Raw genomic sequence first — 24,734 nt, 5'->3', positions numbered from 1 at the left:
CGGGCGCGAGGCGCGCTGTCGGCAGGGTACGGGGGACCTGACGTGCCATCAAGATCCAGGGCGGGGAGGGGGCTTGATCCCCTCCCCGCCGTGTGCTCAGTTCTCGCCGGTGGGCGCGCCGCTCCCGTAGGGGCGGGTGATGACCTCCATGCCGTGGCCGGCCGGGTCCATGAAGTAGACGCCGCGGCCGCCGTCGTTGTGGTTGATCTCGCCGGGCCGCTTGCCGTGCGGATCCGCCCAGTAGGTCAGTCCGGCGTCCTGGATCCGCCGGAGGATCCCGTCGAAGGCGTCCTCGGGGACGAGGAAGGCGTAGTGCTGCATGACGATCGAGTCCGCGGGGACGGTGGCGAAGTCGAGGGTGACGCCGTTGGCGAGCTGCAGAGGGACGAACGGGCCCCATGGCTCGCCGGCCCGCAGGCCGAGGATGTGCGCGAGGAAATCGGCGGATTCCCGGTTGTCCCGGGCGTGCACGATGGTGTGGTTCAGTTCGACTGACACGGTGGGATGCCTCCGCAAGGCATTCTCACGGGCACCTCCATGCCTCACCCGGCCGGTGACCGGCACGCGATGCCGTGCCGTCGATCCTATGCCGCTGCGAACCGCTCCGAAATCCGGTGGGCAGGGAGCCGTCGTGACCGTACGGTGGACGGCCGGACCGAGCGGGGAGGACGAGGATGACGGGCACGACGACGCTGTGGCGGCCCACCGGGCCGCAGGAGCTGGCCCTGGTGGAGGCGTCGGGCTGGACGGAGTGGCCGCCGCGGCTGCCCGAGCAGCCGATCTTCTATCCGGTGCTCGACGAGGAGTACGCGATCCGGATCGCCCGCGACTGGAACGTGCCCGCCTCCGGCGTCGGCTACGTGACGCGCTTCGACGTCGAGGCCGCTTTCGCGGCCCGCTATCCGGTGCGCCAGGTGGGCGGTCGGACGACCTCGAACTGTGGGTCCCGGCGGAGGAGCTGGCGGAGTTCAACCGGCACATCGTGGGACGGATCGAGGTCGTCCACGAGTTCCGCGGCGCGTAGCCGCCCTGCTCACGCCCTGCTCACGCCCGGCGTCGCCGGGCCCCGCCGCCCGCGGACGCGGGCCGCCCGGGCATCGGACCGACCGGGCGGAACTGGGGACCGTAGGTGCCGCGCCCGTCGGGGAGCGGGATCTCCATGAGGGCGAGGGCGGGCTCCTCCAGTTGTTCCATCGCCTTGATCGCGCGGTTGAGCGCGCCGTGGTCCCCGGACTGCCAGGCGGCCTCGAGGTCGCGCAGCAGTCCCGCGTAGGCGGTGTCGAAACGGTGGAGCAGCGGCGCGGCCTCGCGGGACGGGGCGGGCCAGCCGCCCCGGGGGACCGCGCCCATCGGGTGGACCTCGGGGAACGGGATGGGCGGACCGCTGAACTCCCAGAAGCCGTCGACCTCCTGCAGGGCGCGGCCGTGGTGGATCTCGGCGAAGGCGTAGTAGTGGGCCATGGCGCGATGGCCCCCGGTGGCCTCGGAGGAGGGAGCCTCGGGGGAGGAGGAGCTGCCCTCGCCCTGCTCCTTGATGATCTCCAGGGCCGCGACGACGTCGTCGAGGGTCCGCATCGGCCGCAGTTCGTCGGGGCCGATGCGCTGGCCCATCTGACCGCGGGTGGTGAGCTCGGGGCGGTGGTCCAGGAAGGCGGTCACCACCCCGTCGTAGAAGTCGCCGATGGTCGGCGGGCCCTCGGACGGATCGGGGAGCGGGGACTCCGGGGTCTCGATGGCCATGAGGACGTCCCGGACGTACTCCCGGGTCAGACCGGAGAGGTACACCGTCAGCTCGCCGCGCACCCCGCCGGGCAGAGGGCAGGGGTAGTCGGGCGTGGTGCCGGCGATCCGCGGCCGTCCGCCGACGGCGACCAGCATGTTGCAGGCCAGGCCCATGTGGAACATCTCGTCGGCGACGATGCCGCGGATGAGGCGGGCCACCGTGGCGTTCCGGTCCCGCACCGACCACCAGGCGCACAGATACGGCGGGATGGTGGCGAGTTCCAGTTCCACGGCCACCTGCAGGGCCTGCCGCAGCCAGCCGGTTTCGCGGGAGGGAGCGGGCACGGCCATCAGCCGGGCGACCATGCCGCGGGCGGCTGCCGCCGCCACCCGGGGCGCGGCGGCCGGTGCCGCGGCGGCGGCGCCGGCCACCGCGGACGACGGTACGGACGAGGGGGCGAGCGGGGCCGCGTGGGCGGCGGCGCCGAGGACGGCGGGGCTCACGGCGGCCAGCGCGGCCGACTTGACGAAGCCCCGGCGGTCGAGGGCCGCCGGCGGGGTCGCGGTGGTCTCGTGCTGGTTGTCCCTGTCGTCTGTCGGCCCCGTCACGCACGTCTCCGTCCCCGAGAAGAATGGCGCGCGGGACACGGCACACGGCGGGGCCCCGCGAGGCTGGCGAAGCTATCAGCCGGGCCCGGGGCCTCGGGCTCGCGACGCCGCGAGTGCCGTGTCGCTCCGCCCGTGCGGCCCAACGGCGCTCGTGGTGGCGGTGGGCAGGCGGTTGTTCTTCGCGCCTCCGAACGCGACGGCCGAGACGGGCGCGGGGGCGCGCGGCCCGCCGCCGCACGGGGCCCCTTGCCCCTCCCCTCCACCCTCGCCCCCGCCTCGCCCCCCTCTCTGCCCCGGTGGGAGCGGCGGGGCAGAGAGGGGGAGGGGGCGGGGGCGGGGAGGCCAACGACGCGCGGGGGGAGAGAGCCCCACAAGCCCGGCAGACACGAGCGGGGGGACTCCTCGTCCGGGTCGAGCGCGGGACGACTGGCGCGCGTGGAGCCGGCCTGCCGGTCCGTCACCCCCCGTACCCCGCTTGGGAACGGACATTCAGGGCATCCGAAGGTCAGGAGGTGCTGACGATGGTCCCCCTGACGGCAGGCCCCGAGGACGATGAGAGTGAGGTCGGGCGCCTGCGCGCCGAGAACGACCAACTGCGCCGGGCGCTGGGCAGCCGGGCGGTCATCGACCGGGCCGTCGGCATGGTGATGGCGCTGACGCCCTGCCCCGGCGACGTGGCCTGGGCGGTCCTGGTCCGGGCCTCCCAGTACGGCAATGTGAAGCTCCGCGACGTCGCGGCCGCGCTCGTCGCGAGCGCGGAGGGCGGGCCTCTGCCGGCCGGCGTCCGGCAGGCCCTCGTACGGGCGTCGCCTCCGCGCGGTGTCCGGTCCGGGGGGGGGCCGCGGCCCCCCGGTACAGGCGGCTGAGGGACGACGCGGGGCCGGGCCTCAGCGCTCCCCGGTCCCGGTGATCCGCGCTGCCTCCCTCCGTGCGGCCTCCCCCGCCTCCCTCGCCCCCGCCCGCTCCGCTTCCTCCGGCTGCTCGACCTCGTCGCGCAGCCGGCGGCAGGTCCGGGTGATGAGCCGGGAGACGTGCATCTGGGACAGGCCCAACCGGTCCGCGATCTGACTTTGCGTCATGTCGCCGAAGAAGCGCAGGTAGAGGATCTGCCGCTCACGTGGCGGGAGTTCACGCAACCGGGGGCCGACGGCGAGGCGGTCCACGACGGAGTCCAGGCCGGGGTCCTCGGCCCCCAGGGTGTCGAGGAAGGTACGGCCCTCGGCGCCCGGGACGGCGGAGTCCAGTGAGGCAGGGGCGAAGCTGTCGAGCGCCTCCATGGCGGTCAGCACGTCCGCCTCGCTCAGGCGCGCGTGGGCGGCGATCTCGGCGACGGTCGGGGTGCGGCCCCCGGTCCCGGTGAGTTCGAGGCGTACGGCGCGGACCCGGCTCCTGAGTTCCTGGACCCGGCGCGGGACGTGGACGGCCCACAGGTGGTCGCGGAAGTGCCGCTTCACCTCTCCGACGATGGTGGGCACGGCGAAGCTCTCGAAGGCGCTGCCGCGTTCGGGGTCATAGCGGAGCACGGCCTTCACCAGGCCGAGCGCGGCGACCTGCCGGAGGTCCTCGGTGGTCTCGCCGCGGTGCCGGAAGCGACCGGCGAGCCGCTCCGACATCGGCATCCAGGCGATGACGACCTGTTCGCGCAGGGCGTCCTTCTCCGGGCCGTCGGGGAGGGCCGCGATCCGCCGCAGCGCATCGGCGGTGTCCGGGGCGTCGCCGTGACGGGGACGGGGACCTGGACCGGGACCGGGACCTGGGGCTGTGGACGGATGCGGGTGCCTGGTACGGGAGTTTCGGACGGCCATGACAGGTCCTGCGCCTTCCTGCGGAGTCCGGGAACCGGGGGACCGCGCCGCGCGGGACGTGCCGTGCGGGATGGCACGCCCCGCGCTCCGGGAACCCTGCCGGGCGCCCCGCGCGTGCGTGCCTCCCTTCCGAAGCACGGAAGTCGCCTGCCCGGAGCGGCCGTCCGCAAACCCCGCACCCGCGCGGCGCCGTTCCGCCATCCGGCGACCGCACGGACGTCAGCCGCAGGACACCGGGACGTCGCGGGGACCGGGCATGAAGGGGCGACCACACCTGCGGACAGGCGCGTGACGCGCGGGGACGAGCGGACCATGGGCATCACCACCACGACGGCTCGACTCGTGCCGCGCGGCGCGACGCTGCGCCGGATCGCCTGCCTGGCCCCGATCGCGCTGGTCGGCTGGTGGGTGGCCCGGCACTGGCCGCTGATCACCGCCGGGGGCCGCGAACTGCTCGGCGCCGACCGGGGCTGGCTGCTGGCCGCCGTGGCGGCGACGGGGCTGGCCTGGGTGGCGGTGTCGTTCATGCGGCAGGGCGTGGTCCTGGAACGGCTCCCGGCGGGACGGCTGCTGGCCACCCAGTTCGCCGCCGGCGCCGCGAACCACCTGCTGCCCGCGGGCATCGGGGCGAGCGCGGTCAACCTGCGCTTCATGCGGGCGTGCGGGCTGCCGCCGGCCCGGTCGGCGGCGGCCATCGCGCTCTACTTCCTGGCCGAGTGCGTGGGCCGCGGAACGCTGCTGGCGGTGCTGCTGGCCGCGTTCCCGCACGCGCTGCGGCTGGACGGGCTGCTGCCCGACGGCGTCTCCCTCCCGGTCGGCCCGGTGGCGGCGGTGGCCGGCGGGGTCTGCGCGCTCGCGTCCGTGACGCTGGTGGCCGTGCCCCGGCTGCGACGGGTGGCGTGGACGTTCCTGACCACGGCGCTGACCGACGCCCGGACGCTGCACGCCCGGCCGTCGCGTGCCCTCGCGCTGTGGGGCGGCTCACTCGCCTTCCCCGCGCTGCAGGCCACCGGGCTCGTCGCGGTCACGATGGCGCTGGACGTCCCGGTGCCGTTCGCGCACGTCGCCCTCGCCTACCTCGTCGCCAGCGTCGCGGCGGCGGCGCTGCCGACCCCGGGAGGCGTCGGCTCGGTCGACGCGGCGCTCGTGGTGGCCCTGGTCGCCTCGGGTGCCTCGCTGACCGCGGCCACCTCGGCCGTCCTCGGCTACCGCATCGTGACGGTCTGGCTCCCCCTGGTCCCCGGGGCGCTGGTGCTGGGCGCGCTGGTCCGCCGGAAGGTCGTCTGAAGGCGCCCCGCCGCCGTCCGCGCTCCCGCGCGGCCCGGGCCGCGCGCCGCTCAGCTGCTGCTGGGGCTGGTTCCGGTGCCGTTGGTGGGCGGGAACGCGTAGACGTGGTCCGGGGTGACGATCTTGGTCATCGCCTCGGCGAAGAGGCTGCTGGGCTCGTTGCCGCCCACGGCGGTGTCCGTGTTGAGCAGCACGACCATAGTCGCCTTGGCGTCGGGCAGGTAGACGGTCGCGCTCTGGTAGCCGGGCAGCGAGCCGTTGTGCCCGATCCAGCCGTGGTTGTCGAAGAGGCCGAGGCCGTAGCCGATCCCCGGGTAGGAGGTGGGGAGGAAGGCCGTCCGCTGCGCCTGGGTCTCCTTGCTGAGCAGGGTGCCGTCGGCCAGGATGCGGGACCAGGCCCGCAGGTCCTGCTGGTCGGAGATCATCGCGCCGGCCGCCCAGGCCCAGGAGGGGTTCCAGTCGGTGGCGTCGGCCTCCTTCCCGTCCTTCGTCTGGTTGGTGTAGCCGCGGGCGTGCGGGGTGGGGAACGCGGGCCCCTCGGGGAAGACGGTGTGCTTGAGCTTCGCCGGGTCGAGCACGTTGCGCCGCAGGTAGTCGCGGAGCGGCATGCCCCCGGCCTTCTCGATCACCAGTCCCAGCAGGATCGTGTTGGTGTTGGAGTACTGGAAGCGCGACCCCGGGCTGAACTGCGAGGAGTGCTGGAAGGCGTAGGCCAGCAGTTCGGCGGGGACGAACTCCCGCTTGGGGTCGCCCTCCAGGGCCTTCTGGAAGTTCGGGTCGTCCGTGTAGTTGTAGAGGCCGCTGCGCATCTCGGCGAGCTGCCGCAGGGTGATCCCGTCGCCGCCGGGCACCCCGTCCACGTACCGGGAGACGGGGTCGTCGAGGCCGACCTTCTTCCGGTCGACGAGGGTCAGCAGCGCCGTCACGGTGAAGGTCTTGGTCTCGCTGCCGATCCGCAGGTAGAGGTCGGGCGACATCCGCGCCTTCGACTTCCGGTCGGCCACGCCGAAGGCCCGTACGTAGGAGCCCTTGCCGGGGGCCCACAGCCCCACGACGACCCCCGGCGCGCCGGTCTTCTTCAAGGTGTCCTGCACCGCGCGGTCGAGCTTGCCGACGACGTCGCCGGAGAGCGCGGGGAAGTTCCCGCCGCCCGGTGAGCCGCTGGGCGACGCCTCCGCCGGGGACGCGGAGGGCGAACCCGCCGTCGCGCCGGGCTCCGCGGTCCGTGCGAGCGGCGTGGCCGGCGCGGACCGCGCGCCCCGTGTGTCCTCGGGGGAGCGGACGGTGTCCGCGGGCCCGCCGCAGGCCAGGGCCGTGGGGAGCGCGGCGGCGGCGAGGGCCGTCGCCACGGCCCTCCGCACGGTGCTGCGGATCCTGGGCGGACGTGCGCACGGATGCGTCATGCCAGTGCCTTTCGGCCGTGGGAGCGGGGGCGGGGCGGGGACACGCCATCGCGAACGTAAGCCGCCCGCCGCGGTGGGGCGACCGGGCGCGCGGACCGGCGCGGCCATGCGGGTGACCGCCCCCGGAGGCCGGGGTCTTGACGGTACGTCGGGCCATTGGTTGAGTGGCTCATCCACTGACCCCTGGAGGTGTGATGGAAGCGCTGCCGCGCACGTCGATCGTGGACGTCCTGGAGGACCGGCTCCGCGAGGAGATCCTCACCGGCCGTCGTCCCGCGGGAAGTCTGCTGCCGCCCGAACGCACCCTGGCCGAGGGCTACGGCGTCACCCGCACCACCCTCAAGCACGCCTTCGGGCGGCTGGTGCAGGCCGGGCTGCTGGAGACGCGCCACGGTGTCGGCACCCGGGTGCGGGACTACGAACGCCTCGGCGGCGCCGACCTGCTGCCCATGCTCGTACGGCACGACGCGCGCTGGCTCGCCGAGATCTTCGAGGTGCGGCGCGGGGTGGGCGCCCTGATCGCCGGCGCCGCGGCGGCACGGGCGGCCGGCCCCGCGCAAGCCCGGCTGCGGGAACTGGTGGAGGCCGTGCGCGCGGCCGAGGAGCCGGACGCGGTGCAGCTGGCGGACGCCGAGGTGCACCGGGCACTGGCCCGCGCCACCGGCAACCGCGTCTACGTACTGCTCACCAACACCCTCTTCAACGCCTACCTGCCGATGCGCCGCCACCTCGCGGGCCCCTTCCAGGACGCGCAGGAGGCGTACGCGCGGCTGGAACCGGTGGTCGCCGCCGTCGAGGCCGGCGACGGCGCGGCCGCGCGCGCGGCGGCGGAGACGTATCTGACGGCGACCGAGAAGATCATGCGCGAGGGGCTGAAGTCCCGGTGAGTGCGGGCCGCGGGACGGTCTTCGCCGAGACCATGACCGGGACCGTACGGCTGCGCGGCGAGGACCGCGAGCGGCCCGTGCGGATGGAGCTGACGGCGCGCAGTGACACACCGCTGCTCCCGCACCGCACGACGACGGCCCGGATCGCCGGTCGGCTGCGCATCGCGGGCCGCGCCGACGACGCCGCCGCCACCGGGACGCTGGAGGTCTCCCCGCTGGCCCGGCGGCGCATCCACTACCGGCTGGAGTTCGAACTCGACGGCGCCCGCTGCCTCCTGGAGGGATGGAAGTCCGTCACCCCGCGCCGCCCGCTCGCCTCGATGACCACACTGCCCTTCACCCTCACCACCGAGGGCGACCGGGAACCGGCCGGTACGGGCACCCTGCGGTTCCGTACCGCCCGCTCGCTGGCGCCCTTCCTGGCGAGCTTCCGCTTCCCGCGCCGCGACGACCCGCGCGCGCAGTGGGCGCCGCGCTGGGACGGTGCCGCCGGGCGCACCGAGGTCTGGTACACCACCGCCACCGACCCGGCGACCGGCACCGGCCTGTGGCTCCACCACGAACTGGTCGCCCCCGCCGACGGATCCCCGGCCTTCGCCCACGGCTGGGCCGCCCTCTTCCCGCCGGACGGCAAGGGGCCGGTGGAGCACGCCCGCTTCGGCCCGCTCCCCTGGCACCCCGGCGCGGACGCCGGGGGCTTCACGGCCGGGGAGATCGAGGCCGTCCCCGGCCTGCTGCGCGGCACCGCCGGGCCGCTGGCCTGGGACCTCACCGAGGACGCCGGCACCGAGCAGCCGCTCTACACCTTCCCCCGCTGGTCGTGGCGGCACCCGCTGCTCCCCGCCGCGCAGATCGTGCCGTCCCCCCGCGCGCACTACACGGGCACGGTCCGCAACGGCTCGTCCGAACTCGCCCTGCGCGCCGCCCCCGGAGCCTCGGCCCGCATCTACGGCCACGGCAACGCCCGGCGCTGGGCCTGGCTGCACGCGGACCTCGGCGGCGGCGACGTCCTGGAGATCGTCGCCGCCGTCTCGACCCGCCCGGGCCTGGACCGGCTGCCGCCGCTGGTCTTCCTGCGGCTGCGCAAGGACGGCCGCGACTGGCCGCGCGGCGGTCTGCGCCCGGCCCTGGGCCGGGCGGGACTTGGCCGCTTCACCGCCGAGATCGGCCTGCCGCGCTGGACGGTGACCGGCCGCGCCGGACGGCGGCGGATCTCCGTCCGGGTCGACCAGCCCGAGGAGCGCACCCTCGCCCTCGACTACGCCGACCCCGACGGCTCCCCCGCCGTCTGCCGCAACAGCGAGACCGCCGACGCCCGCGTGCTGCTGGAGCGCAGGCACCGCGGCGGCTGGCGCACCGAGGCCGAGTGGACGCTGCGGGGCACCGCCCACGCCGAAGTGGGCGACCGGTGAGCGCCGCCGTCCGCGGTCTGGTCGCGGCCCTGCTCGCCGACGCGGGGGACGGCGACTGGCCCGCCGGGGTGCCGCGGCGGCTGGACGGGCTGCTGGCCGCGATGCCCGCGAGCACCCGGCACGGTTTCCGCGCCGCGGCCGCCGCGGTGGACGTCTACGCGGCGGCGCGCACCGGGCGGCGGCTGGGCCGGCTGACGCCGGGGCAGCGGGAACGGGTCCTGACGGGGCTCGCGGCGCGGCCGGCGCTGCTGCCCCTGCTCGACGTGGTGAAGGTTCCGGTGCTGCTGGCGGCGGGCACCGAGCGGCTGCTGGCGGAGCCGCCCCGCGCCGCGCCCCCGGTGGCACCCGAGGATCCGCCGCTGGACTGCGTGCCCGCCGGCGAGTGGCCGGACCGCTCCCGCGCCGACGCCGTCGTCGTGGGCTCGGGTGCGGGCGGCGCCATGGCGGCGCGCACCCTGGCGCGGGCGGGACTGCGGGTGGTCGTCCTGGAGGAGGGCCGGCGGCACACCACGGCGGAGTTCGGACGGCGGGCCCCGCTCGACCGGTTCGCCGAGCTGTACCGGGACGGCGGCGCCACCGTCGCCCTGGGCGACCCCCCGCTGATCGTGCCGACGGGACGTGCCGTCGGCGGCACGACGGTGGTCAACTCCGGCACCTGTTACCGCACTCCGGACCGTGTGCTGACCCGCTGGCGCGAGGAGCACGGGCTCGGCGCCCTCGCGGACGCCGAGACCTTCGGGGCGCACCTGGACGAGGTGGAGCGCACCCTGCGGGTGGCCCGCCAGCCGCTGGACGTGCTGGGCCGCAACGGCGCCCTCGCCCTGCTCGGCGCCGACGGGCTCGGCTGGCGGGCCGCGCCCCTGCGGCGCAACGCACCTGGCTGCCGGGGCTCGTGCCAGTGTGTGGTGGGCTGCCCCGCCGGCGCGAAGCAGAGCGTCCAGCTGTCGGTGCTCCCGCAGGCGTGCGCGGCCGGCGCCCGCATCGTGACGGAGGCCTCCGTACGGCGGGTGCTGACCGAGCCCGACCGGCCCGGCGGGCCGCGCGCCTGCGGGGTCGCGGTGCGGCGCCGGGACGGCAGCGAGCTGGAGATCCTCAGCCCGCTCGTCGTGATCGCCGCGGGGGCGCTGCGGACTCCCCCGCTGCTGCGCCGCTCGGGCCTGGGCGGACATCCCCGGACCGGCCGCAACCTGGCCGTGCACCCCGCCACCAGCGTCGCCGGGCGGTTCGCCGAGCCGGTCGCGGACGGCGCGCCGGCCGTGCTGCAGAGCGTCGGCGTGGAGGAACTGCACGAGGACGGCATCCTCGTCGAGGCGACCGCGCCGCCGCCCGGCATGGGCTCGTTCGTGCTGCCCGGCGTCGGCCGGGAGCTGCGCGCGGAACTCGAGGACTCCGGACGGCTGGCCACCTTCGGCGCGATGATCGCGGACCGGCCCGGCGGCCGCGTCCTCGGCCGCGAGGGCGGCCTGCTCCGTTACGACCTCGACCCCCGCGACGGCCGCCGTCTGCTGCGCGCCGTCCGCGCGATGGGCGAGCTGCTCTTCGCCGCCGGGGCCGAGGAGGTGCTCACCGGCCTGCCCGCCGCCCCGCGGGCCCGTACGCCGCGGGAGTTCGCGGCGGTCCTGGACGGGGTGACGGCACGGCAGCTGCACCTGTCGGCCTTCCACCCCACCGGCACCGTGGCCTTGGGCGCGGACCCGGAGGTGGCGCCCGCCGACCCCAAGGGCCGGCTGCGCGGGGTGCACGGGGTGCTGATCGCCGACGCCTCGGCACTGCCCAGCTGCCCCGAGGTGAATCCGCAGCTCAGCATCATGGCGCTGGCCCTGGCCGTCGGCGAGGGCGCGGTACGGGCGGCCGGCTGAGGGTCAGCCGAAGCGCAGCACCGCGCAGGTCGTCGTGCCGTGGGCGTAGAGCCTCCCGTCGGCCGCGCCGGTCACCCGCGCCTCGGCGGTGGCCGTCGTCCGGCCGACGTGCAGCGCGACGCCCTCGCAGCGCAGCGTCGACGTGCCGGGGAGCACCGGCCGGATCAGGTGCACCCCCAACTGCACGGTGGTGTAGGTGGATCCGGCCGGGAGCCGGCTCATCACGGCGGAGCCGAGCGCCGAGTCGAGCAGGGTTGCGAGGAAGCCGCCGTGGACGGTGCCCATCGGATTGAGCAGGTGGTCACCGGGTTCGCCCTCGAAGACGGCACGGCCGTCGCCGACCTCGGCGAGGCGGAAGCCCAGGGTGCTCATGATCGAGGCGTCCGGGAAGCGGCCGTCGATCGCGCCCTGCAGGATCTCGCGCCCGGTCATCGCCAGGAGTTCCGGGGTGGGTTCGGGACGCGGCTCCCACGAATGGGTGCGCGAGCGGGTGGCCGTGGCGGCCTCGTACGTCGTCATGCCACCGACGCTAGGCGTCGGCCCGGTCCGCCGGGAGTGGCGGATCCGGCAGCTTGGATACCGTTCCCGACACCACGGGTGCGGCGTGGCGCAGGTCGAAGGCGGGCGATTCGGACCGGATGCGGGGCAGCGTGCGGAAGTTGTGCCGCGGCGGCGGGCAGGAGGTCGCCCACTCCAGGGAGCGGCCCCAGCCCCAGGGGTCGTCGGTCTCGACCGGCTTGCCGTACTTGGCGGTCTTCCACACGTTGTAGAGGAACGGCAGGATCGACAGGCCCAGCAGGAAGGAGCTGATGGTCGAGACGGTGTTGAGCGTGGTGAAGCCGTCCGCGGCCAGGTAGTCCGGGATGCGTCGCAGCATGCCCTGCGTGCCCAGCCAGTGCTGGACGAGGAAGGTGCCGTGGAAACCGACGAAGAGCGTCCAGAAGGTGATCTTCCCCAGCCGCTCGTCGAGCATCTTGCCGGTGAACTTCGGCCACCAGAAGTGGAGTCCGGAGAACATCGCGAAGACGACGGTGCCGAAGACGACGTAGTGGAAGTGCGCCACGACGAAGTAGGAGTCGGAGACCTGGAAGTCCAGTGGCGCGGACGCCAGGATCACTCCGGTGAGCCCGCCGAAGACGAAGGTGACGAGGAAGCCGGTCGCCCAGAGCATCGGGGTCTCGAAGCTCAGTGAGCCCTTCCACATCGTGCCGATCCAGTTGAAGACCTTCACCCCGGTCGGCACGGCGATGAGCAGCGTCATGAAGGAGAAGAAGGGCAGCAGCACACCGCCGGTGACGTACATGTGGTGCGCCCAGACCGTCGCCGACAGTCCCGCGATCGAGATCGTCGCCGCGATCAGGCCGGTGTAGCCGAACATGGGCTTGCGCGAGAAGACCGGTATGACCTCGCTCACGATCCCGAAGAAGGGCAGCGCGATGATGTAGACCTCGGGGTGGCCGAAGAACCAGAACAGGTGCTGCCACAGCAGCGCCCCGCCGTTCGCCGGGTCGAAGATGTGGGCCCCGAACTTGCGGTCCAGTTCCAGCGCGAGGAGCGCGGCGGCCAGCACCGGGAAGGCCATCACCACCAGCACTCCGGTGAGCAGGACGTTCCAGGTGAAGATCGGCATCCGGAACATCGTCATGCCGGGGGCGCGCATGCAGATGATCGTGGTGATGAGGTTGACCGCACCCAGGATGGTCCCGAAGCCGGACAGCGCGAGCCCCATGATCCACAGGTCGCCGCCCACGCCCGGCGAGTGCGCCGCGCTCGACAGCGGCGCGTAGGCGAACCAGCCGAAGTCCGCCGCGCCCTGCGGGGTGAGGAAACCGCCCACCGCGATCAGCGAGCCGAACAGGTACAGCCAGTACGCGAGCATGTTGAGCCGGGGGAAGGCGACGTCGGGGGCGCCGATCTGCAGCGGCATGATCCAGTTCGCGAAACCGGAGAACAGCGGGGTCGCGAACATCAGCAGCATCACCGTGCCGTGCATCGTGAAGAGCTGGTTGAACTGCTCGTTCGACATGACCTGCAACCCGGGGCGGGCGAGTTCGGCGCGCATCAGCAGGGCCATCACCCCGCCTCCGCAGAAGAAGGCGAACGCCGTGCCGAGGTAGAGCGTGCCGATGGCCTTGTGGTCGGTCGTGGTCAGCCATGCCACGGCGGACGCCGCGCGTCGCGGGAACGTGAGCCTCATGCCCGGTACGTGTCCGGTCCGGTCCGGGCCGTCACGCGGAGAACATCACAGCGGAAGGGTGTGATGATCGGGGTCATGTCGGACACCAAGCGGTCATGAGCACGGACGAGACGCAGTCACAGGCGTTCGCCGCTGCCTACCGCGAGCACTACTGGGCGGTCAGCCGCTATGTCGCCCGGCGGACGGCCGGGCGGGCGGCGTACGACGAGGTGGAGGAAGTGGTGGCGGAGGTCTTCGCCGTCGCCTGGCGGCGCCGCTCCGAGGAGGTCTCGTACACGCTGCCCTGGCTGTACGGCGTCGCCCGCAACTGCCTGGCGAACAGCGTGCGCGGGCAGGGGCGGCGGCGCAGGCTGCTGGACCGGATCGGCAACCACGAGGTGGCGCACGGCACACACCTCGTGCCGAGCCCCGGCGCCGACCAGCCCGGCGCCTGGGTGCACGAGGCGCTGGCCCGCCTCCCGGCAGCCGACCAGGAGGTGCTGCGCCTGACCGCCTGGGAGGAACTGGACGTCGGCGGGTTGGCGGTGGCGCTCGGCTGCGGGCGTTCCGCGGCCGCCATGCGCCTGCACCGGGCGCGCCGCAGGCTGCGCGAGCAGATCGACCGCATGGGGATGACCGTGACCCAGGAGGGGCCATGACCGACGAGCCGGAGCTGGATCTGCTGCGGCGGGCCGATCCCGTACCGACCGGCGATCCGCGCTGGCGCGACCGCCCTCTGGACGCCCGGGCCGAATTCCGGCTCCGGCGGCTGCTGGAATCCGCGCCCGCGCCCCGCCGGACCGCCCGACGGATCGGCGGCCTCGCCACCGGCCTGGCCGCGGCGGTGACGGCGGTGGTGGCCGTGCTGGTCGTCGTGGTCTCCGGGGCCGGCACCACCCCCGCGGTCGCCGCTCCGGTGGCGCTGCGTCCGCAGGCCGGGTCGCGGACCGTACCGCTGGCCGACGTGGCCGGCGCGGCACGGGAGGCGGCGGCCCGCGGCGGCGGCCCGGGCACCCGCCGGGGGAGCCATGTGATGACGTGGAGCATGGCCATGGAGGCGGGCCCGGGCGCCCGCCCGCCCGTCACGCTGCCCGAGGAGCACCTCACCCGCTGGAACGCCGACGGGAGCGGCAGCGAACTGGTCGTCGCCACCGACCCGCGGCACCCAGGGGAGCCGGTGATCAGCGACACCGGCGGCTCCCCGCACACCGTCGCGGACGGCGAGGTGCTGCACCGCGCCGCGTACCCGCCGGGCACCCTCCCCCCGTACGGCCGCTCGGGGACCGAGCCCCCGGACTCCGCGCAGGAGCTGCGGGCGTATCTGTCCCAGGTGTACGGCTGCGCCTGCGCCGGCACACCGGAACTGGTGGACACGCTGGCCTCGCTGCTGCAGGACTGGACGCCGGGCGCCCAGGCCACCGCCGCGATCGACGAGCTCCTGGCCGCCGCCCCCGGCCTGCGCCCCGCCGGTACCGTCACCGACCGGCTGGGCAGGCGCGGCCAGGCCTACGTGCACGACGCCGCCGGCCTGCGCCGCATGCTCGTCCTCGACCCGGCCGACGGGCGCGTCCTGGGGATCGAGGAGACCTTCACGCGGGACCAGCCCGAGTACCGGGTGAAGGCCGGCGACGTCATGTCGTACCAGGCCTGGATGGACTGACGCCCGCCCGCCGCCTCACGCGAAGCGGCCGCTCCGCACCGGCCCGGACGGGGCGCGGCGCCGCTCTCCTTCCTGCCGCGGCACGGCGGGGGCGCTGACCGCGGCGCCCCCGCCCCGCCCGGGGTCAGCGCGCGGCCAGGACCGCCAGGCGCGCGGCGGAGGTGCCGAGGCCGGTCGGGCCGGTGGGCCACCGGACTCCCCCCACCGGGCGGCGCAGCTCCTCCTCGTCGTAGCGGCGGCAGCCGCGGTGCCAGGCCAGGATGCCCGCCAGCCAGTTCTCCAGCTCGCGCACATGGCCGTCCAGCACCGCCCGCGCCTCCGCGCCCAGCCCGACGTCGTCGTAGAGCACCGGGAGTTCGTTCGCCGCGACGTGCCGGAACTGGCGCATGCGCCCGGTCATCAGGTCGTGGACGACGGCGAGCGAGGCCGGCTCGTCGCAGTCGAAGAAGTTCTGCACCACCAGCAGGGCGTTGTGGATCTCGCCCTCGTACTCGATCTCCTTCCGGTACGAGAAGACGTCGTTCATCAGACAGGCGTAGTCGGCGGCGGCGTTCTCCAGCGACCGCAGCGGCCCGCTCCGGTAGACCTCCTCCGGCACCCGCTCGCCGTGGCCCAGCCGGCACAGGCTCATCGTCAGGTCGGAACCGAAGGTGTGCCGGCGCATCTCCAGGTAGTCGACGGGATCGGGGATGCGGTTCTGCGCCTGGTTGGCCAGCTCCCACAGCCAGCTCCCGGTCATGTTCTCGACGGCGGTGCGCAAGCGGCGCCGGGCCTGCGGCTCCATCGGCCCGGCCGTCCGCGTCCACAGGTCGGCCAGGCTCCGCTCCAGGGCGTTGGCCGGGGCCGGGGCGGCGGAGCCGTCGACCGGCATGAAGGCCGACAGCCGGTCGTTGGCGGCGCGGGCGCCGGCCAGGTCGCGGGAGCGGCCGAAGACGGCCGGGACATAGTCGTCGGCGTAGGTGCCCCAGGTGAGCCAGCCCGAGGTGAGGTCCAGCGCCTCGGGGGTCGCGTCGGGGTGGATGCCGGCGGCGCACAGCGGGAAGTCGAAGGCGGCCAACTTGTGCTCGTCCCACACGTGGGAGTGCGGGACCCCGGGCTGCGGGAGCAGCAGGCCCATCCGGTGCGCCCAGTCGACGACATGGCGCCGGGCGGCGTCCAGGTGCGGGCTGAGCCTGGCCGGGAAGGGCATGAGGAAGTCGGGCTGCGGGGTCGGCGCCGTACGCCGCGGCAGGTGGGCGAAGCCGCGGGCGCGGGCCGCCTCGGCGCGCCCGGTGGTCCGTACCGTGCCCGCGGACAGCCCGAGCCCGCCGGGCAGCGCGAAGGGCGACCAGCCGGCGTCCGGGGCGCCCGCCCCGCCGCCGTTCATGTAGCGACTGGAGCGCATGTGCCACTCGTGCCCGCCGGACTGCCAGTCCTGCAGGCCCTTGACGTACGCGAGCACGCGCGCGCACTGTTCCGGGTCGAGCCCGTGCTCGGCGAAGAGCGGCGGCAGTTCGGTGAGGACGGTGTTCTCGAACTGCTGCAGCCGGGAGGTCAGCAGGTCGTTGACCGACTCCGCGGCCTCCTGCGTCGAGCAGCCGAGGAAGGTCTCCAGGACCAGCACCCCGTTGCTGAACTCGCCTTCCTCCTCGGTCTCGCGCTGGTACGAGAACAGGTCGTTGCGCAGGTGCACCGCGTCGGAGAATGCGTCCCGCAGCACGAGCAGCGGCCGCGCGCCCGCGACCCCGGCCGGCACCTCGGCACCGGCGGCGTACTCCACCAGCCCCGCCGACCAGGGCGCGCCGCCGACCTTCCGGCGCATCTCGATGTACTCCACCGGGTTGGGCACCCGGCCCGCGTTGATGTTGGACAGCTCCCACAGCGACTCGTTGAGCAGGTGCTCGGTGCTCTCGGCGAAGCGCCTGCGCCAGTCCAGCGACATCGACGGCACGGTGCGCGACCACAGGTCGGCGAGGCCCGCCTCCACCGGGTTCTCCGGCTCGGGCATCCCCTGCGCCAGGTCCATCGGCATGAAGGCCGGCAGCCGGTCCAGGTACGCCTTGCCGCCCTCGCGGTCCTGCGTGCGCTTGAACGCCTCCAGGAAGTGGTCGTCGAAGAAGAAGACCCATACGTACCAGTCCGTCACCAAGGACAGCGCCGGTCCGGAGCAGTCCGGGTGCGTGTACGCGCACAGCAGGGCGTAGTCGTGCGCGTCGAGGTCGTCGGTGTCCCAGATGCCCGAGCCCTCGAGCATCCCCATCTCCCGCGCCCACCCGCGGGAGTGCTCCCGCGCCCGCTCCACGTGGGCGTTGAGTCGAGCCGGGTGCGGCAGATAGAAGTCGGGCAGTTCAAATGGCTGCGTCACTCGTTCAGCGCTACCCGGGGCCGGGGGCGCTATCCGGCAGTACGGACAACCCATACGAACGGGTGAAAAAGGCCCGGAACGGCCGGGGCCGGCCCGTACGCCGGGCCGGCCCCTCCTCGTCCGCGGGCTTCAGGCCCGCTCCCGCGTGTCCCCCCAACTCCTGCACAGCGCCCAGATGATGAAGACGTCGAGGGCGATGACGATGATCGCCCAGACCGGGGTGTACGGCAGCCAGGCGAAGTTCACGACGATGTTGAAGGCCGCCAGGGCGACACCGGCGACCCGGGCCCAGTCGGGGGCGTTCTGCAGCAGGGCGGCGCCGACGACGATGACCAGCACGCCCAGCACGAGATGGATCCAGCCCCAGGCCGTCAGGTTGAACTTGAAGACGTAGTCGCCGAGACGGACCCAGATGTCGTCCTGGGCGATGGCGGAGATGCCCTCGAAGATCATCACGACGCCGGAGACGATGAGCAGGACCCCGGCGAAGGTGGTGCCGCCCGACGCCCACGCCGAGTGAGCGGGTTTGGCGGCCGGCTGCGTCTGCTGGCTCATGAGACGGCTCCCATCCCTTGCCGCCCGGGCTCGCTGCCCGGACACTCCACACGGTCCGCCCGAACGACGGACCGGGCCATCCGCGCTGCGCCGTCCGGGTGAGCTGCGGGCGGCAAACCCCGGCAGGGGAGATCATCGGTGCATGGCAACCACACTCCGCCTCGCCCAGCAGCCCGAGGCCGACGCACTGCTCTCCCGCAGCCCCCTGGCCGCTCTCGTCGGCATGCTGCTCGACCAGCAGATCCCCATGGAATGGGCCTTCTCCGGCCCCTACACCATCGCGCAGCGCATGGGGCGCGACGATCTCGACTCCGGGGAGATCGCGGCCTACGATCCCGAGGCCTTCTCCGAGCTGCTCTCCCAGAAGCCCGCCGTCCACCGCTACCCGGGCTCGATGGCCAAGCGGGTCCAGCAGCTGTGCCAGTACCTCGTGGAGCACTACGACGGCGACGCCGAGGCGATCTGGCGCGGCGTCGACGACGGCCGGGAGCTGCTGGCCAGGCTGAACGAGCTGCCCGGTTTCGGCAAGCAGAAGGCGCAGATCTTCCTGGCCCTGCTGGGCAAGCAGCTCGGCGTGGCGCCCCGGGGCTGGCGGGAGGCGGCGGGCGCGTACGGGGACCGGGACTCGCACCGGTCGGTCGCCGACATCACCGGCCCCGAGTCGCTGGACAAGGTGCGGGCCTTCAAGCAGGAGCAGAAGCGGGCCGCCAAGGAGGCGAAGACCCCGAAGAAGTCCTGAACCGGCCCGATCCGCCCGCCCCCTGTTCCATTCCTTGACCAAGGCATTACCCTTCCGTGGCGCACCATCACCCGTCCGTCACAACACGCCACGCATCGTCACGGAAGGACTGTCATGCCCCTGCTCATCAGCAGACGCAGACGGCGCACCACGGCCCTCACCGCGCTCGCCACCGCGGCGCTGGTGTCGCCGCTCCTGCTGGCCGGTCCGGCCGCCGCCACCGGCGGCCACCACGGCCACGGCTCCGCCGCCAAGAAGGGCGACCGGCTCGCCCGCGAACTGGTCCGGGAGTCGAACGCCAAGGACGCCCACCGGCATCTGAGGGCACTGCAGAACATCGCCGACTACAGCGACGGCACGCGCGTCGCCGGCTCGGTCGGCCACGAGCGCTCCGCCCGCTACGTCGAGGACAAGCTCAAGCGGGCCGGCTACAAGGTGACCCGGAACGCCTTCGACTTCGTCTACACCGAGACCGTCGCCCAGACCCTGGACGTGGTCGCCCCCGCACCGCGCTCGGTGCCGGTCATCCTGATGACCTACACCGCCAGCGGACCGGAGGACGGCGTGACCGCCCCCGTGGCCGTGGTGCCCGCCGACGACACCACCGGCTGCGAGGCGGGCGACTACGCCGCCGGCGCCTTCACCGGGAAGATCGCCCTGATCAAACGGGGCGGCTGCCCCTTCGCCGTGAAGCAGGCGGCGGCCGCCGACGCGGGCGCCGTCGGCGCGATCGTCTACAACAACACCGAGGGCCCGCTCAACGGCACCATCGGCGACCCGGCCGCCGGCCGCATACCCACCGGCGGTGTCACCCAGGCGGACGGCGAGGCCCTGGCGGCCGACGCGGCCGCCGGGCAGGTCACCGTACGGCTCGACATCCGCGAGCACCGCGAGGACCGCACCACCTACAACGTCATCGCCGAGACCCGCGGCGGCGACCCCGCCAATACGGTCATGTTCGGCGCCCACCTCGACTCCGTCGCGCACGGCCCCGGCATCAACGACAACGGCTCCGGCTCCGCGGGAATCCTCCAGGTCGCCCTGGAGCTCGCCGAATCCGGCGCCAAGCCCGCCAACAAGGTGCGCTTCGCCTGGTGGTCCGCCGAGGAGTTCGGCCTGCTCGGCTCCGAGGCGTACGTCGCCGGGCTCAGCGACGCGCAGCGCGCCCAGATCTCGCTGTACCTCAACTTCGACATGATCGCCTCGCCCAACGCGGCCTACTTCGTCTACGACGGCGACGACTCCGACGGTGTCGGCTCCGGACCCGGCCCCGAGGGCTCCGCCCAACTGGAGAAGGGCATCAACGACTTCCTCGACGGCAAGCGCATCCCGCACGAGGGCACCGACTTCACCGGCCGCTCCGACTACGGCCCGTTCATCGCGGCCGGCATCCCGGCGGGCGGCACCTTCACCGGCGCCGAGGGGATCAAGACCGCGGCCCAGGCCGCCCGTTACGGCGGCACGGCGGGCGTCGCCTACGACCCCTGCTACCACCAGGCCTGCGACGACATCGACAACATCGACATGAAGGCCTTCGACGTCAACATCGACGTCATCGCCGACGCCGTGGGCCACTACGCCTACGACACCCGGGCGGTGCGGAACTAGCCCTGTCGCCCACGGCCCAGAGCTGACCTAGCGGCGCCTTCGTTTGGACGTGCCGAAGAGGGACCGGGTGATCTCGCGCCCGATCTGGGTGCCGATGGAGCGGGCCAGCGACTGGAAGACGCCGCTGCCCATCACCTGCTCCACGACACCCGGTTCCTCCTCGGGCCGCGCCTCGCGCCCGCGTGTGGCGGGGGCCGGCGCGGGCGGTCGCGCGGGGGCCGGCGCGGGCCGTTCGCTCAGCCGCTCGTACGCCGACTCCCGGTCCACCGCCTGGGCGTAGCGCCCGTACAGCGCCGAGCCGCCGATCGCCGCGTCCATCGCGGCCGGGTCGGCCGGCCCCATCAGCGACCGGGGTGCCCGCAGCCGGGTCGCGGCGACCGGGGTGGGGGCGCCCTCCTCGTCGAGCACGGTGACCACGGCCTCGCCGGTGCCGAGCCCGGTGAGCAGCTCCTCCAGGTCGTACGGCGAGGTGGGAAAGGTGCGCACCGTCGCCTTCAGCGCCTTGGCGTCCTCCGGGGTGAAGGCCCGCAGCGCGTGCTGCACCCGGTTGCCGAGCTGCCCGAGCACCTCGCCGGGCACGTCCTTCGGCGTCTGCGTCACGAAGAAGATCCCGACGCCCTTGGAGCGGATCAGCCGCACGGTCTGGGTGATCGCCTCCAGGAACGCCTTGCTCGCCCCGCTGAAGAGCAGGTGCGCCTCGTCGAAGAAGAAGACCAGCTTCGGCCGGTCCGGGTCGCCGACCTCCGGCAGCTCCTCGAAGAGGTCGGCCAGCAGCCACATCAGGAAGGTGGAGAACAACTGCGGCCGGTCCTGCACGGCCGGCAGCTCCAGCACGGAGACGATCCCGCGTCCCTCGCCGTCCGTCCGCAGCAGTTCGGCGGTGTCGAACTCCGGCTCTCCGAAGAAGGCCCCCGCCCCCTGCGCCTCGAAGGCCGTCAGCGCCCGCAGGATCACCCCGGCCGTCGCCGGCGAGACCCCGCCGATCCCCTTCAGCTCGGCCTTCCCCTCATCGGAGGTGAGGAAGGTGACCACGGCCCGCAGGTCCTTCAGATCCAGCAGCTCCAGGCCCTTGGCGTCCGCGTAGTGGAAGATCAGGCCGAGCGACTGCTCCTGCGTGGTGTTGAGGCCCAGCACCTTGGAGAGCAGCACGGGGCCGAAGCTCGTCACCGTGGCCCGCAGCGGGATGCCCCGGCCCATGCCGCCGAGGGCGTAGAACTCGGCGGGGCAGCCGGCCGGGCTCCACTCCTGCCCCACCTCGGCGGCCCGCCGCGTCACGCGGTCGCCGGACACGCCCGGGGCGGAGATACCCGAGACGTCGCCCTTGATGTCGGCCAGGAAGACGGGCACGCCGTGCGCCGACAGCTGCTCGGCGATCAGCTGCAGCGTCTTGGTCTTGCCGGTGCCGGTGGCGCCCGCGACGAGCCCGTGCCGGTTGAGCACGGCCAGCGGGACGCGGACTGGGGCGCCGGGCAGCACCCGGTCCTCCCACAGCAGGGCGCCGAGTTCGAGGGCCGGTCCGGTGAAGGCGTACCCCTCGGCGATGGCCCCGGCGGCGCCGGGTGGTGGGCTCGGCGTGGTCATGGGCTGCTCCGCTGCTCCCGCTATCACCGTATTTGCCCACCATCGCACTCCTGCGCCATTGCTGCGCCCGTACGCCCTTGCCCGGTAGGCTTTCCGTGTGATCTTCAAGCGCATCGGAAACGGGCGGCCGTACCCCGACCACGGCCGGAAAAGCACCCGTGAATGGGCGGACGTCGCCCCACGTCCGGTACGCCTCGACCAGTTGGTCACCACCAAGGGGCAGCTCGACCTGGAGACCCTCCTCGCCGAGGACTCGACCTTCTACGGGGATCTGTTCGCGCACGTGGTGAAGTGGCAGGGCGACCTCTACCTGGAGGACGGCCTCCACCGGGCCGTGCGCGCGGCGCTGCAGCAGCGTCAGGTGCTGCACGCCCGGGTGCTGGAGATGGACTGACCTCCCCTCAGGCGCTCTTTCGCCCTTTCGGGTTCAAGTGCACTCCAATGGCCCTGATTGGTTGATCGTTTAGTAGGCCCGGGCGGCTTATCGCACTACGCTGCGCACATGAGCATGCTGACGCCCCCTGGCATGGGCGGAAAGTACCGTGTCACCGGGAACCAGTACCCGCGGATGCGCCGCCCCAGGAGCCGGGTGCGCATCGTGGCGGCCGTCGTCGTGACCGTCGCCGTGGTCGGCCTGGCCGGCTGGGGCACGCTGCAACTGGTCGACGTCTTCGGCGGCCGGTCCACGCCGCCCAAGAACGCGGCCGCCAAGGCCGAGAACGCCGCCAAGGAACGCACCTGCAAGGCCGGAACCGCCCCGGGCTCCGCCTCGACGGCCCCCACCGCCTTCCCCGAGCCGGGGAAGCTCACGATCAACGTCTACAACGCGACCGCCAAGGGCGGCCTCGCCAAGAAGACCGCCGACCAGCTCGCCGCACGGGGCTTCAAGGTGGGCACCTTCGGCAATGCCGACCCCGAGTACGACCGCAAGGTGCAGGTGGCCGCGCTGCTCGTCGGCGGCCACGGCCCCAAGGCCGAGGCCGCGATGAAGCTGGTCAGCGCCCAGATCAAGGGCACGACCACGCTGAAGCCCGCGGCCGTCGGGTCCAAGCGGGACACCGGCACCGTGGACCTCATGATCGGCAAGGGCTTCACCAAGCTCTCCGGCGAGAAGGCCGTCGAGAAGGCCCTCGCCGCGCTGGCCCGCCCGAGCGCGGCGCCGAGCGCGGGCACCTGCTAGAGCCCGTCGCTCCGGGCCGCGTCAAAGCCCGGGCCGCCGCGGAGCCCAGGACGGACACCGGCCGCCGGAGCGGATGCCCCGGCGGCCGGATCGGTGTGTCGCGTCGCGGCCCGCGTCAGCCGGCCGTGCCGTAGAGGCGGTCGCCCGCGTCGCCCAGGCCCGGGACGATGTAGCCGCTCTCGTTGAGGTGGTCGTCGACGGCCGCGGTCACGACGGTGACGGGCTTGCCCGCCAGCGCGCGCTCCATCGCCTCGACGCCCTCCGGGGAGGCCAGCAGCACCACGGCCGTCACATCGTCGGCGCCGCGCTCGATGAGCAGGTCGATCGCGGCGATCAGGGTGCCGCCGGTGGCCAGCATCGGGTCCAGGACGTACACCTGCCGGCCGGACAGGTCGTCCGGCATACGGGTGGCGTAGGTCTTGGCCTCCAGCGTCTCCTCGTCGCGGATCATGCCGAGGAAGCCGACCTCGGCGGTCGGCAGCAGCCGCACCAGGCCCTCCAGCATGCCCAGGCCGGCCCGCAGGATCGGCACCACCAGCGGACGCGGGTGGGACAGCCGGACACCCGTGGTCCTCGCGACCGGCGTGGCGATGTCCACCTGCTCGGTGCGCACGTCACGGGTCGCCTCGTAGGCGAGCAGGGTGACCAGCTCGTCGGCCAGCCGACGGAAGGTCGGCGAGTCGGTGCGCTCGTCGCGCAGGGTGGTGAGTTTGTGCGCCACCAGGGGGTGGTCGACGACGTGGATCCGCATGTCCACGACTCTAACCGTCGCCCTGCGGCCGGGCCCGCCCGGTGTGTGCGGCCGGTCAGGCTTCGAACCACCCGGAAGGGGGAATGCGTGCACTTACGCCCGGGCTGTCCCGGCCGGGCACGTGGATCTCTAGGGGTGGTGCCCCATGGCGGAGCGCGGCAGCGACGGCGCCGACGCGGACGACACGGACGACGCCCGTACGCAGCAAGAGCGCGACGCCGAACGCAGACGACGGCGTGCCATGTTCCTGCGCGAGCTGAACGAGGCCAAGGAACTCCGTGACCGCGTCCAGCCACGCCGGGCGCGCGCGGCACGCGCGCGCCAGCAGATGCGGATGCGGACGTTCCGCTGGTAGTCCCCAGGTCGGCACAATGTCCGTACCCGGCGGGCGCCGGCGGGGTCCCCGCAGGCCGCCACGCGGAAAAAAGCCGGAAGGCCTCTCACGACGCAGCGCGGAAGACCCTTCGCAAAGCCGAGGTTTCTGCCACGATGCCGAGTGTGGGCGGGGACCTGCGCCAGATCATTCGGCTCCCGCCCGAAAGTCCGGACGGCCTGAGACCTGTGGGAGAGTCACGGTGTACTTCGCCGCACTGCTCGCGCGCACCGAGGACGGTTGGGAAGCGCGCGAGACCGATCTCGACGATGTGGAAACCCTCGGCGACCTGACCGACTTGGCCCGGGCGGCTGCCGCCGAGGAGGATACGGTCCTGGTCTTCATCGAGCAGGAGGACGCCTGGTTCGGCGTCGTCCGCGTCGACGGTGAGGAGGACCCGAGGATCTACGTGTCCGACGCCGCCTCGGCGGCGCGGAGCTCGTACGGGGAGATCCTGCTGACCGACGAGCTGCTGGGCCGCGACCCGGAGGACCTGGACGAGATCGTCGACCTCGACGGCACCGAGGAGGGTGACGCCGACGACCTCGACGACGACGTGGTGCCCGGCCCGACGGAGGTCCATGTCCCGGTGGGCCCGCTCGGCGACGCCGAGCTGCTCGCGGACTTCGGCATGAGCGGCAAGGAGCTGCTGGCCCTCAGCGGCGACGGCGCGCTGACCGGGGAGGCGCTCGGCGAGATCGCCGACTCGCTGGGCTGCGCCGATGTCCTGGAGGCGGTCCGCTGACCGGTCCGCCCGACCCGCTGCGCGACCCCTGGGTCTCC

Annotated in this window: 23 protein-coding genes and 1 pseudogene; 14 read left to right on the top strand and 10 right to left on the bottom strand. The window is 73.7% G+C overall.

What is annotated here, in order from left to right; all coding sequences use genetic code 11:
- Positions 1-96: 96 nt before the first annotated feature.
- The gene (locus AB0F62_RS02580) at positions 97-498 is read right to left on the bottom strand and encodes a VOC family protein (RefSeq protein ID WP_361791322.1); all 402 of its coding nucleotides are present in this window, start codon (positions 496-498) and stop codon (positions 97-99) included.
- 176 nt (positions 499-674) lie between these two features.
- On the opposite strand from AB0F62_RS02580, the pseudogene AB0F62_RS02575 reads away from it, so the two are divergent.
- Positions 675-1,024, top strand: a pseudogene (locus tag AB0F62_RS02575) (hypothetical protein).
- A 20-nt stretch (positions 1,025-1,044) separates the two neighbouring features.
- Here the strand turns inward: AB0F62_RS02575 and AB0F62_RS02570 are convergent.
- Positions 1,045-2,331: a ferritin-like protein gene (locus AB0F62_RS02570; RefSeq protein WP_361791320.1), complete on the bottom strand. Its 1,287-nt coding sequence runs from the start codon at positions 2,329-2,331 to the stop codon at positions 1,045-1,047.
- Positions 2,332-2,852: 521 nt separating this feature from the next.
- Between AB0F62_RS02570 and AB0F62_RS02565 the strand changes: the two genes are divergently transcribed.
- Entirely contained in the window at positions 2,853-3,197 is a 345-nt protein-coding gene (locus tag AB0F62_RS02565; RefSeq protein ID WP_361791318.1) for an ANTAR domain-containing protein, read from the top strand.
- Between the two features lie 21 nt (positions 3,198-3,218).
- Here AB0F62_RS02565 and AB0F62_RS02560 read toward each other — a convergent pair whose 3' ends face one another.
- Entirely contained in the window at positions 3,219-4,136 is a 918-nt protein-coding gene (locus AB0F62_RS02560; protein ID WP_361791316.1) for a SigB/SigF/SigG family RNA polymerase sigma factor, read from the bottom strand.
- A gap of 312 nt (positions 4,137-4,448) precedes the next feature.
- Between AB0F62_RS02560 and AB0F62_RS02555 the strand changes: the two genes are divergently transcribed.
- Complete coding sequence (locus AB0F62_RS02555) at positions 4,449-5,423, top strand: lysylphosphatidylglycerol synthase domain-containing protein (RefSeq protein ID WP_361791505.1); 975 nt, start codon at positions 4,449-4,451, stop codon at positions 5,421-5,423.
- Between the two features lie 50 nt (positions 5,424-5,473).
- On the opposite strand, the gene AB0F62_RS02550 is transcribed toward AB0F62_RS02555, so the two are convergent.
- On the bottom strand, positions 5,474-6,784 hold the full coding sequence (locus tag AB0F62_RS02550) for a serine hydrolase domain-containing protein (protein ID WP_361791314.1): 1,311 nt from the start codon (positions 6,782-6,784) through the stop codon (positions 5,474-5,476).
- A 236-nt stretch (positions 6,785-7,020) separates the two neighbouring features.
- Here AB0F62_RS02550 and AB0F62_RS02545 point away from each other — a divergent pair, with 236 nt between their 5' ends.
- Genes AB0F62_RS02545 through AB0F62_RS02535 form a run of 3 tightly spaced genes read left to right on the top strand, consistent with a single transcriptional unit; the run spans position 7,021 to position 10,984 of the window.
- Positions 7,021-7,713, top strand: coding sequence for a GntR family transcriptional regulator (locus AB0F62_RS02545; RefSeq protein ID WP_361791312.1), 693 nt, complete (start codon positions 7,021-7,023; stop codon positions 7,711-7,713).
- Positions 7,710-9,125, top strand: coding sequence for a hypothetical protein (locus AB0F62_RS02540; protein WP_361791310.1), 1,416 nt, complete (start codon positions 7,710-7,712; stop codon positions 9,123-9,125). The genes AB0F62_RS02545 and AB0F62_RS02540 overlap by 4 nt, the downstream gene beginning before the upstream one ends.
- Positions 9,122-10,984, top strand: a complete 1,863-nt coding sequence (locus AB0F62_RS02535) for a GMC family oxidoreductase (RefSeq protein WP_361791308.1) — start codon at positions 9,122-9,124, stop codon at positions 10,982-10,984. Before AB0F62_RS02540 ends, AB0F62_RS02535 begins: the two co-directional genes overlap by 4 nt.
- Before the next feature lie 3 nt (positions 10,985-10,987).
- On the opposite strand, the gene AB0F62_RS02530 is transcribed toward AB0F62_RS02535, so the two are convergent.
- Complete coding sequence (locus AB0F62_RS02530; protein WP_361791306.1) at positions 10,988-11,503, bottom strand: PaaI family thioesterase; 516 nt, start codon at positions 11,501-11,503, stop codon at positions 10,988-10,990.
- A 10-nt stretch (positions 11,504-11,513) separates the two neighbouring features.
- Positions 11,514-13,181, bottom strand: a complete 1,668-nt coding sequence (gene ctaD, locus AB0F62_RS02525) for a cytochrome c oxidase subunit I (RefSeq protein WP_361791304.1) — start codon at positions 13,179-13,181, stop codon at positions 11,514-11,516.
- Between the two features lie 95 nt (positions 13,182-13,276).
- On the opposite strand from ctaD, the gene AB0F62_RS02520 reads away from it, so the two are divergent.
- Together AB0F62_RS02520 and AB0F62_RS02515 are read left to right on the top strand one after the other, a co-directional pair.
- The gene (locus AB0F62_RS02520; RefSeq protein WP_361791302.1) at positions 13,277-13,819 is read left to right on the top strand and encodes a sigma-70 family RNA polymerase sigma factor; all 543 of its coding nucleotides are present in this window, start codon (positions 13,277-13,279) and stop codon (positions 13,817-13,819) included.
- Positions 13,816-14,820: a CU044_5270 family protein gene (locus tag AB0F62_RS02515; RefSeq protein ID WP_361791300.1), complete on the top strand. Its 1,005-nt coding sequence runs from the start codon at positions 13,816-13,818 to the stop codon at positions 14,818-14,820. Before AB0F62_RS02520 ends, AB0F62_RS02515 begins: the two co-directional genes overlap by 4 nt.
- A gap of 124 nt (positions 14,821-14,944) precedes the next feature.
- Here AB0F62_RS02515 and AB0F62_RS02510 read toward each other — a convergent pair whose 3' ends face one another.
- Positions 14,945-17,164 carry a terpene synthase family protein gene (locus AB0F62_RS02510; RefSeq protein ID WP_361791298.1) on the bottom strand — a complete coding sequence of 740 codons (2,220 nt, stop codon included), beginning with the start codon at positions 17,162-17,164 and terminating at the stop codon, positions 14,945-14,947.
- A 129-nt stretch (positions 17,165-17,293) separates the two neighbouring features.
- Positions 17,294-17,719: a hypothetical protein gene (locus AB0F62_RS02505; protein ID WP_361791296.1), complete on the bottom strand. Its 426-nt coding sequence runs from the start codon at positions 17,717-17,719 to the stop codon at positions 17,294-17,296.
- 142 nt (positions 17,720-17,861) lie between these two features.
- Between AB0F62_RS02505 and AB0F62_RS02500 the strand changes: the two genes are divergently transcribed.
- Positions 17,862-18,458, top strand: a complete 597-nt coding sequence (locus tag AB0F62_RS02500; RefSeq protein ID WP_361791294.1) for an HhH-GPD-type base excision DNA repair protein — start codon at positions 17,862-17,864, stop codon at positions 18,456-18,458.
- A gap of 114 nt (positions 18,459-18,572) precedes the next feature.
- The gene (locus AB0F62_RS02495) at positions 18,573-20,066 is read left to right on the top strand and encodes a M28 family metallopeptidase (protein ID WP_361791292.1); all 1,494 of its coding nucleotides are present in this window, start codon (positions 18,573-18,575) and stop codon (positions 20,064-20,066) included.
- Between the two features lie 27 nt (positions 20,067-20,093).
- Here AB0F62_RS02495 and AB0F62_RS02490 read toward each other — a convergent pair whose 3' ends face one another.
- Positions 20,094-21,647, bottom strand: coding sequence for a helicase HerA-like domain-containing protein (locus tag AB0F62_RS02490; RefSeq protein WP_361791290.1), 1,554 nt, complete (start codon positions 21,645-21,647; stop codon positions 20,094-20,096).
- 97 nt (positions 21,648-21,744) lie between these two features.
- Between AB0F62_RS02490 and AB0F62_RS02485 the strand changes: the two genes are divergently transcribed.
- A complete protein-coding gene (locus AB0F62_RS02485; protein ID WP_319134963.1) occupies positions 21,745-22,041 on the top strand; it encodes a type II toxin-antitoxin system VapB family antitoxin in 297 nt (98 codons plus the stop codon).
- Positions 22,042-22,149: 108 nt separating this feature from the next.
- Positions 22,150-22,827 carry a LytR C-terminal domain-containing protein gene (locus AB0F62_RS02480; RefSeq protein WP_361791288.1) on the top strand — a complete coding sequence of 226 codons (678 nt, stop codon included), beginning with the start codon at positions 22,150-22,152 and terminating at the stop codon, positions 22,825-22,827.
- A 115-nt stretch (positions 22,828-22,942) separates the two neighbouring features.
- On the opposite strand, the gene upp is transcribed toward AB0F62_RS02480, so the two are convergent.
- The gene (gene upp, locus AB0F62_RS02475) at positions 22,943-23,578 is read right to left on the bottom strand and encodes a uracil phosphoribosyltransferase (RefSeq protein ID WP_361791286.1); all 636 of its coding nucleotides are present in this window, start codon (positions 23,576-23,578) and stop codon (positions 22,943-22,945) included.
- A gap of 145 nt (positions 23,579-23,723) precedes the next feature.
- On the opposite strand from upp, the gene AB0F62_RS02470 reads away from it, so the two are divergent.
- Complete coding sequence (locus AB0F62_RS02470) at positions 23,724-23,933, top strand: hypothetical protein (protein WP_361791284.1); 210 nt, start codon at positions 23,724-23,726, stop codon at positions 23,931-23,933.
- 220 nt (positions 23,934-24,153) lie between these two features.
- A complete protein-coding gene (locus AB0F62_RS02465) occupies positions 24,154-24,696 on the top strand; it encodes a hypothetical protein (protein WP_361791282.1) in 543 nt (180 codons plus the stop codon).
- The last annotated feature ends 38 nt before the right edge of the window (positions 24,697-24,734 follow it).

The sequence above is a fragment of the Streptomyces sp. NPDC026673 genome (genome assembly GCF_040638135.1).
Lineage (GTDB): Bacteria > Actinomycetota > Actinomycetes > Streptomycetales > Streptomycetaceae > Actinacidiphila.
This window is presented reverse-complemented; position numbering and strand designations above follow the sequence as displayed.

Coding starts and splice junctions, on each gene's coding strand:
- AB0F62_RS02565 (WP_361791318.1), top strand. CDS start 2,853: ATGGTCCCCCTGACGGCAGGCCCCGAGGACGATGAGAGTGAGGTCGGG.
- AB0F62_RS02560 (WP_361791316.1), bottom strand. CDS start 4,136: ATGGCCGTCCGAAACTCCCGTACCAGGCACCCGCATCCGTCCACAGCC.
- AB0F62_RS02555 (WP_361791505.1), top strand. CDS start 4,449: ATGGGCATCACCACCACGACGGCTCGACTCGTGCCGCGCGGCGCGACG.
- AB0F62_RS02545 (WP_361791312.1), top strand. CDS start 7,021: ATGGAAGCGCTGCCGCGCACGTCGATCGTGGACGTCCTGGAGGACCGG.
- AB0F62_RS02530 (WP_361791306.1), bottom strand. CDS start 11,503: ATGACGACGTACGAGGCCGCCACGGCCACCCGCTCGCGCACCCATTCG.
- ctaD (WP_361791304.1), bottom strand. CDS start 13,181: ATGAGGCTCACGTTCCCGCGACGCGCGGCGTCCGCCGTGGCATGGCTG.
- AB0F62_RS02520 (WP_361791302.1), top strand. CDS start 13,277: ATGAGCACGGACGAGACGCAGTCACAGGCGTTCGCCGCTGCCTACCGC.
- AB0F62_RS02515 (WP_361791300.1), top strand. CDS start 13,816: ATGACCGACGAGCCGGAGCTGGATCTGCTGCGGCGGGCCGATCCCGTA.
- AB0F62_RS02505 (WP_361791296.1), bottom strand. CDS start 17,719: ATGAGCCAGCAGACGCAGCCGGCCGCCAAACCCGCTCACTCGGCGTGG.
- AB0F62_RS02500 (WP_361791294.1), top strand. CDS start 17,862: ATGGCAACCACACTCCGCCTCGCCCAGCAGCCCGAGGCCGACGCACTG.
- AB0F62_RS02495 (WP_361791292.1), top strand. CDS start 18,573: ATGCCCCTGCTCATCAGCAGACGCAGACGGCGCACCACGGCCCTCACC.
- AB0F62_RS02490 (WP_361791290.1), bottom strand. CDS start 21,647: ATGACCACGCCGAGCCCACCACCCGGCGCCGCCGGGGCCATCGCCGAG.
- AB0F62_RS02480 (WP_361791288.1), top strand. CDS start 22,150: ATGAGCATGCTGACGCCCCCTGGCATGGGCGGAAAGTACCGTGTCACC.
- upp (WP_361791286.1), bottom strand. CDS start 23,578: ATGCGGATCCACGTCGTCGACCACCCCCTGGTGGCGCACAAACTCACC.
- AB0F62_RS02470 (WP_361791284.1), top strand. CDS start 23,724: ATGGCGGAGCGCGGCAGCGACGGCGCCGACGCGGACGACACGGACGAC.